The organism is Pseudomonas sp. MIS38 (assembly GCF_019891575.1).
GTDB lineage: Bacteria > Pseudomonadota > Gammaproteobacteria > Pseudomonadales > Pseudomonadaceae > Aquipseudomonas > Aquipseudomonas putida_A.
The window spans coordinates 142,440-149,942 of record NZ_JAFLXF010000015.1 but is presented as its reverse complement, the minus strand read 5'-3'; the positions used below and the strand labels follow the sequence as shown (position 1 = coordinate 149,942).

The 7,503-nt window shown below is 61.8% G+C and carries 5 protein-coding genes; all 5 read right to left on the bottom strand.

What is annotated here, in order from left to right; genetic code table 11:
• Positions 1 to 242: 242 nt before the first annotated feature.
• The 5 genes from prpF to J1G18_RS18150 all read right to left on the bottom strand — a co-directional run bounded on the left by prpF (position 243) and on the right by J1G18_RS18150 (position 7,172).
• Positions 243 to 1,445 carry a 2-methylaconitate cis-trans isomerase PrpF gene (prpF, locus tag J1G18_RS18170; RefSeq protein ID WP_223008207.1) on the bottom strand — a complete coding sequence of 401 codons (1,203 nt, stop codon included), beginning with the start codon at positions 1,443 to 1,445 and terminating at the stop codon, positions 243 to 245.
• Between the two features lie 54 nt (positions 1,446 to 1,499).
• Positions 1,500 to 4,094 carry a Fe/S-dependent 2-methylisocitrate dehydratase AcnD gene (gene acnD, locus J1G18_RS18165; RefSeq protein WP_223008206.1) on the bottom strand — a complete coding sequence of 865 codons (2,595 nt, stop codon included), beginning with the start codon at positions 4,092 to 4,094 and terminating at the stop codon, positions 1,500 to 1,502.
• A gap of 201 nt (positions 4,095 to 4,295) precedes the next feature.
• A complete protein-coding gene (gene prpC, locus J1G18_RS18160; RefSeq protein WP_223008205.1) occupies positions 4,296 to 5,423 on the bottom strand; it encodes a 2-methylcitrate synthase in 1,128 nt (375 codons plus the stop codon).
• A gap of 136 nt (positions 5,424 to 5,559) precedes the next feature.
• Positions 5,560 to 6,453, bottom strand: coding sequence for a methylisocitrate lyase (gene prpB / locus J1G18_RS18155; protein WP_007960897.1), 894 nt, complete (start codon positions 6,451 to 6,453; stop codon positions 5,560 to 5,562).
• The gene (locus J1G18_RS18150) at positions 6,450 to 7,172 is read right to left on the bottom strand and encodes a GntR family transcriptional regulator (RefSeq protein ID WP_177416209.1); all 723 of its coding nucleotides are present in this window, start codon (positions 7,170 to 7,172) and stop codon (positions 6,450 to 6,452) included. Before J1G18_RS18150 ends, prpB begins: the two co-directional genes overlap by 4 nt.
• Positions 7,173 to 7,503: the final 331 nt, after the last annotated feature.

The following is a 7,503-nucleotide window of genomic DNA, read 5'->3' as shown; positions in this document are numbered from 1 at the left end:
AGCTCTCCCGTGAATCCATAATCGCCAAGATGCTTCAGGTCGCAGGACATCCAATTACAACTCGGTCTGCTCCCTCTCCCTCCGGGAGAGGCTAGGGTGATATTCAACACATACGTCGACCTGAAAGCTCTCCCGTGAATCCATAATCGCCAAGATGCTTCAGGTCGCAGGACATCCAATTACAACTCGGTCTGCTCCCTCTCCCTCCGGGAGAGGGCTGGGGTGAGGGCATCGATACTGGATCAGAAAGAGTCGCCAGGGATACGGACGAAACCTTCCATGAGGACGCGCGCACTGCGGCTCATGATGGCCTTTTTCACTACCCACTCACCGTTTTCCAGACTGGCCTCGGCGCCTACGCGCAGCGTCCCGGACGGATGGCCGAAGCGCACCGCGTTGCGTTCGACACCGCCCGCCGCGAGATTCACCAAAGTCCCGGAAATCGCCGCCGCCGTGCCGATTGCCACCGCCGCCGTCCCCATCATCGCGTGGTGCAATTTGCCCATCGACAACGCACGCACCAGCAGATCCACATCAGCGGCAGCAATCGCCTTGCCGCTGGACGCGATGTAATCCGCAGGCTTGGCGACAAACGCGACTTTCGGTGTGTGCTGTCGCTTGGCCGCTTCGTCCAGATTCGCAATCAGCCCCATGCGCAACGCACCGTAGGCGCGGATGGTTTCGAACATCTGCAGCGCTTTCGGGTCGCTGTTGATCGCGCTTTGCAGCTCGGTGCCGGTGTAGCCGATGTCTGCGGCGTTGACGAAAATCGTCGGGATCCCGGCGTTGATCATGGTCGCCTGGAACGTGCCGACACCCGGCACCTCCAACTGATCGATCAGGTTGCCGGTGGGGAACATCGAACCGCCGCCGCCCTCTTCTTCCGCCGCCGGGTCCATGAATTCGACCTGCACTTCGGCGGCCGGAAAGGTCACGCCGTCGAGTTCGAAATCACCGGTTTCCTGCACTTCGCCGTTGGTGATCGGCACGTGGGCGATAATGGTCTTGCCGATGTTGGCCTGCCACACGCGCACCACCGCCACGCCGTTGTGCGGAATGCGGCTGGCCTCCACCAGACCGTTGCTGATGGCGAACGAACCGACCGCTGCCGAGAGGTTGCCGCAATTACCGCTCCAGTCGACGAACGGCTTGTCGATGGAGACCTGACCGAACAGATAATCGACGTCGTGATCGGCCTTGCTGCTTTTCGACAGGATCACGGTTTTGCTGGTGCTCGAGGTGGCACCGCCCATGCCGTCGATCTGCTTGTCGTACGGGTCGGGGCTGCCGATCACCCGCAGCAGCAAGGCATCGCGGGCGGGGCCGGGAACCTGCGCGGCTTCGGGCAGATCCTTGAGGCTGAAGAACACGCCTTTGCTGGTACCGCCGCGCATGTAGGTGGCGGGGATTTTGATCTGCGGTGCGAAATTAGCTGCGTGAGCCATGATGCTCCTTAACCACAGGCGTGAGATGGCGATCTCACGCCTGTATCAGTAGATTTAAACGGCAACCGCCGACTCTTCGAGGAAGTCCTGGGCGAAGCGCTGCAACACGCCGCCGGCCTCGTAGATCGACACTTCTTCAGCGGTATCCAGACGGCAGGTTACCGGCACTTCTACGCGCTCGCCGTTGTTGCGGTGGATCACCAGCGTCAGGTCGGCGCGCGGGGTACGGGCGCCGATCACGTCGTAGGTTTCGCTGCCGTCGATGGCCAGCGTGTGACGGTCGGTGCCCGGTTTGAACTCCAGCGGCAACACGCCCATGCCCACCAGGTTGGTGCGGTGGATGCGCTCGAAACCTTCGGCGACGATCGCTTCGACACCTGCCAGACGCACGCCTTTGGCCGCCCAGTCGCGGGACGAACCCTGACCGTAATCGGCGCCGGCAATGATGATCAGCGGCTGCTTGCGCTCCATGTAGGTTTCGATGGCTTCCCACATGCGCATCACCTGGCCTTCCGGCTCGACCCGCGCCAGCGAGCCCTGCTTGACCTTGCCGTTTTCCTGAACCATTTCGTTGAACAGTTTCGGGTTGGCGAAGGTCGCGCGTTGCGCGGTCAAGTGGTCACCACGGTGCGTGGCGTAGGAGTTGAAGTCCTCTTCCGGCAGGCCCATTTTCGCCAGGTATTCACCGGCGGCGCTGTCGAGCATGATCGCGTTCGAGGGCGACAGGTGATCGGTGGTGATGTTGTCCGGCAGTACCGCCAGCGGGCGCATACCCTTCAGCGGCCGCGCGCCGGCCAGCGCGCCTTCCCAGTACGGCGGACGGCGGATATAGGTGCTCATTTCGCGCCAGTCGTACAGCGGCGCGACTTTCGGGCCGGTGTCTTCTTGGATGGCGAACATCGGAATGTAGACCTGCCGGAACTGCTCCGGCTTCACCGACGACTTCACCACCGCGTCGATTTCTTCGTCGCTCGGCCAGATGTCCTTCAGGCGGATTTCCTTGCCGTCGACCACGCCCAGCACATCTTTCTCGATGTCGAAACGGATGGTCCCGGCGATGGCGTACGCGACCACCAGCGGCGGCGACGCGAGGAACGCCTGTTTGGCGTACGGGTGAATGCGGCCGTCGAAGTTGCGGTTGCCGGAGAGCACGGCCGTCGCATACAGATCGCGGTCGATGATCTCCTGCTGGATCACCGGATCGAGGGCGCCGGACATGCCGTTGCAAGTGGTGCAGGCAAACGCGACGACGCCGAAACCGAGTTGCTCCAGCTCCGTGGTCAGCCCCGCCTCATCGAGATACAGCGCCACGGTTTTCGACCCCGGTGCCAGCGAGGATTTGACCCACGGCTTGCGGGTCAGGCCGAGCTTGTTGGCGTTGCGCGCCAGCAGACCGGCGGCGATCACGTTGCGCGGGTTACTGGTGTTGGTGCAACTGGTGATGGCCGCGATGATCACCGCGCCGTCGGGCATTTGCCCCGGCACGTCATCCCACTGCCCGGAGATGCCTTTGGCCGCCAGATCCGCTACCGCGACGCGGGCGTGCGGGTTGCTCGGACCGGCCATGTTGCGCACCACCGACGACAGATCGAAAGTCAGGCCACGCTCGTATTGCGCGCCTTTCAGGCTGTCGGCCCACAGGCCGTTGAGTCTGGCGTACTGCTCGACCAGTTGCACTTGCTGGTCTTCGCGACCGGTGAGTTTCAGGTAGTCGATGGTCTGCTGATCGATGTAGAACATCGCCGCGGTGGCGCCGTATTCCGGGGCCATGTTGGAGATGGTCGCGCGGTCGCCGAGGGTCAGCGCGGACGCGCCTTCGCCAAAGAACTCCAGCCAGGCGCCAACGACTTTCTGTTTGCGCAGGTATTCGGTCAGCGCCAGCACCATGTCGGTGGCGGTGATGCCGGGTTGCAGCTTGCCGGTCAGTTCGACGCCAACGCTCTCCGGCAGGCGCATCCACGAGGCGCGGCCGAGCATCACGCTCTCGGCTTCGAGGCCACCGACGCCGATGGCGATCACGCCCAGCGCATCGACGTGCGGGGTGTGGCTGTCGGTGCCGACACAGGTGTCGGGGAACGCCACACCGTCGCGCACCTGGATCACCGGAGACATTTTCTCCAGGTTGATCTGGTGCATGATGCCGTTGCCTGGCGGGATCACGTCGACGTTCTTGAAGGCTTTTTTGGTCCAGTTGATGAAGTGGAAACGGTCTTCGTTGCGCCGGTCTTCGATGGCGCGGTTCTTCTCGAACGCCTGCTTGTCGAAACCGCCCGCTTCCACCGCCAGCGAGTGGTCGACGATCAGTTGCGTCGGCACCACCGGGTTGACCTGCGCCGGGTCACCGCCCTGCAGGGCGATCGCGTCACGCAGGCCGGCGAGGTCGACCAGTGCGGTCTGGCCGAGAATGTCGTGGCACACGACACGCGCCGGAAACCACGGGAAGTCGAGGTCGCGTTTGCGCTCGATCAGTTGTTTCAGCGAATCGCTGAGCGTGGCCGGGTCGCAGCGACGCACGAGGTTTTCCGCCAGCACGCGGGAGGTGTACGGCAGGGTGTCGTAGCTGCCGGGCTGAATCGCCTCGACCGCCGCACGGACGTCGAAATAATCCAGGGAACTGCCGGGCAGGTTTTTGCGGAATGCTGTGTTCATCGGGTCAGGACTCGGGTCACGGTAGTTTCAAAGGGTGGGCAGACGCCCGACTCAAGATTCACACCGTCCCTTGTAGGAGTGAGCCTGCTCGCGATAGCGGTAGATCAGTCGACATCAATGGTGAATGTCAGTCCGTCATCGCGAGCAGGCTCACTCCTACAGGGATTTGTGGTGGCTTCAAGGATCGGGTCAGCTCACCATTCAGCGACGTTCGATTGGCACGAACTTGCGCTGCTCAACGCCGATGTACTCGGCGCTTGGACGGATGATGCGGTTGTTGGCGCGCTGTTCGAACACGTGCGCGGCCCAGCCGGTCAGGCGCGAGCAGACGAAGATCGGCGTGAACAGCTTGGTCGGGATGCCCATGAAGTGGTACGCCGAGGCATGGTAGAAGTCGGCGTTGGGGAACAGTTTTTTCTGCTCCCACATGGTCTTGTCGATGGCTTCGGAGACCGGGAACAGCACCTTGTCACCGACTTCGTCGGCGAGTTTTTTCGACCAGCCCTTGATCACCTCGTTACGCGGATCGCTGTCCTTATAGATCGCGTGGCCGAAGCCCATGATCTTGTCCTTGCGCTCGAGCATGCCGAGGGTGCCTTTGATCGCCTCTTGCGGCGACGAGAAGCGCTCGATCATTTCCATTGCCGCCTCGTTGGCGCCGCCATGCAGCGGGCCACGCAGCGAACCGATAGCCGCCGTGACGCAGGAATACAGGTCGGACAGGGTCGATGCGCAAACGCGAGCGGTAAACGTCGAGGCGTTGAATTCGTGCTCGGCGTAAAGGATCAGCGACACGTTCATCACTTTGACGTGCAGTTCGCTCGGCTTCTTGTCGTGCAGCAGGTGCAGGAAGTGGCCGCCAATCGTAGGTTCGTCGCTGACGCAGTTGATGCGCTTGCCGTCGTGGCTGAAGCGATACCAGTAGCACATGATCGCCGGGAATGCGGCCAGCAGACGGTCAGTCTTGTCGCGCTGTTCGGAGAAGTCTTTCTCCGGCTCGAGGTTGCCGAGGAACGAGCAACCGGTGCGCATCACGTCCATCGGATGGGCGTCAGCGGGGATGCGTTCGAGCACTTCTTTCAGTGCTTGCGGCAGGTCGCGCAGCTTGCTCAGCTTTTGCTGGTAGGCGTCAAGTTGTGCCTGGGTCGGCACCTCACCGTACAGCAGCAGGTAAGCCACTTCTTCGAACTGCGCGTCTGCTGCCAGTTCACGCACGTCGTAGCCGCGATAGGTCAGCCCGGCACCGGCCTGGCCCACGGTGGACAGTGCGGTTTGCCCGGCAACCTGGCCACGGAGCCCGGCGCCACTGAGTACTTTTGCTTCGGCCATTGCTGTCTCCAATCTTCTTGAATTTGTAGGGGAAACGTGTGGGAGCGGGCTTGCTCGCGAAAGCGCTGGATCAGTCGACATCAATGTTGGATATCAGTCCGTCTTCGCGAGCAAGCCCGCTCCCACAGGGTTTAATTCAGCCTTTCTTCTGTGCAAACAACGCATCGAGCTTCTGCTCGAACGTGTGGTAATCGATGCGATCGTAAAGCTCCATGCGCGTCTGCATGGTGTCGATGACATTCTGCTGGGTGCCGTCGCGGCGGATCGCGGTGTAGACGTTTTCCGCTGCCTTGTTCATCGCGCGGAACGCCGACAACGGGTACAGCACCAGCGACACATCCGCCCCTGCAAGCTGCTCGGTGGTGTACAGCGGTGTCGAGCCGAACTCGGTGATGTTGGCGAGGATCGGCGCCTTTACCCGGTTGGCGAACAGCTTGTACATCTCCAGCTCGGTGATGGCTTCCGGGAAGATCATGTCGGCGCCGGCCTCGATGCACGCCGCGGCGCGATCCAGTGCCGACTCCAGACCTTCCACCGCCAGCGCGTCAGTACGCGCCATGATCACGAAGCTGTCGTCGGTACGGGCATCGACGGCGGCTTTGATGCGGTCGACCATTTCCTGCTGGCTGACGATTTCCTTGTTCGGACGGTGGCCGCAACGCTTGGCGCCGACCTGGTCCTCGATGTGAATCGCCGCCGCGCCGAACTTGATCATCGACTTCACGGTGCGCGCCACGTTGAACGCCGACGAGCCGAAACCGGTGTCGACGTCCACCAGCAGCGGCAGGTCGCAGACGTCAGTGATGCGCCGCACGTCGGTCAGCACGTCATCCAGGCCGGTGATGCCCAGGTCCGGCACGCCGAGCGAGCCTGCGGCCACCCCGCCACCGGACAGGTAGATCGCCTTGAAACCGGCACGCTTGGCCAGCAGCGCGTGGTTGGCGTTGATCGCGCCGACCACCTGCAATGGATGCTCGCTGGCGACCGCATCGCGGAAACGCTGGCCTGGAGTGTTCTGCTTGGAACTCATGACTCACCTCGTTCAGTGGCTGTCTTATTGTCGGCGCCGTCCTGGTAATGACGGGCGATGTTGCGTTTCGAGGCGCCGATGTGACGGCGCATCAACAATTCCGCGAGTTCACCGTCACGGTCGGCGATGGCATCGAGAATCCGGTGGTGTTCGGCGAAGGCCTGACGCGGGCGGTTGGGCGTGGTGGAAAACTGGATGCGGTACATGCGCACCAGTTGGTACAGCTCGCCGCAAAGCATTTGCGTCAGCGTGCGATTGCCGCTGCCCTGGATGATCCGGTAGTGAAAGTCGAAATCGCCTTCCTGCTGGTAATAGCCGACGCCAGCCTGGAACGCCGCGTCGCGCTCGTGGGTTTCCAGCACCCGGCGCAGTTCGTCGATTTCTTCGACGCTCATGCGCTCGGCCGCCAGCCGGCAGGCCATACCTTCAAGGGATTCGCGGATTTCGTAGAGTTCGAGCAATTCGGCGTGGCTGAGCGACACCACCCGCGCGCCGACATGCGGTACGCGCACCAGCAGTCGCTGACCTTCAAGCCGATGAATGGCCTCGCGCAGCGGCCCGCGACTGATGCCATAAGTGCGCGCCAGCTCGGGTTCGGAGATCTTGCTGCCTGGGGCGATCTCGCCTTTGACGATGGCCGCCTGGATGCGCCGGAAGACGTTTTCCGAGAGCGTCTCGGAATCCTCGCCGCTGATGACCGGGGGATCGAGTTGATCCAGCATGATTGTCGACACCTTCAAATCCAATGCAGCAAAAACTAGCCAATTAGCCGGCACCAGTCAAAGGATAAATGGATATTGTCGACAATCGTCTAATAAACCGAAAAGATCGCAGCCTTCGGCAGCTCCTACAGAATGTACGCGAATCCTTTGTAGGAGCTGCCGCAGGCTGCGATCTTTTGATCTTTTATAGACCGGCCCCAGCGCTGGCGCCATAAAACCACCGTGCTAGAATGCCGCCCGCATTTGCTGGCCATTTGTACGGCTTGTCATAAAAAGCTGATAGGCACACGAAGGAGCTTGCGCAGTATTGCCAGGAACCTGAACCGAA

Excerpts from the sequence above, each read along its gene's own strand:
- prpF (WP_223008207.1), bottom strand. The coding sequence starts at position 1,445 with ATGGCTCACGCAGCTAATTTCGCACCGCAGATCAAAATCCCCGCCACC.
- acnD (WP_223008206.1), bottom strand. The coding sequence starts at position 4,094 with ATGAACACAGCATTCCGCAAAAACCTGCCCGGCAGTTCCCTGGATTAT.
- prpC (WP_223008205.1), bottom strand. The coding sequence starts at position 5,423 with ATGGCCGAAGCAAAAGTACTCAGTGGCGCCGGGCTCCGTGGCCAGGTT.
- prpB (WP_007960897.1), bottom strand. The coding sequence starts at position 6,453 with ATGAGTTCCAAGCAGAACACTCCAGGCCAGCGTTTCCGCGATGCGGTC.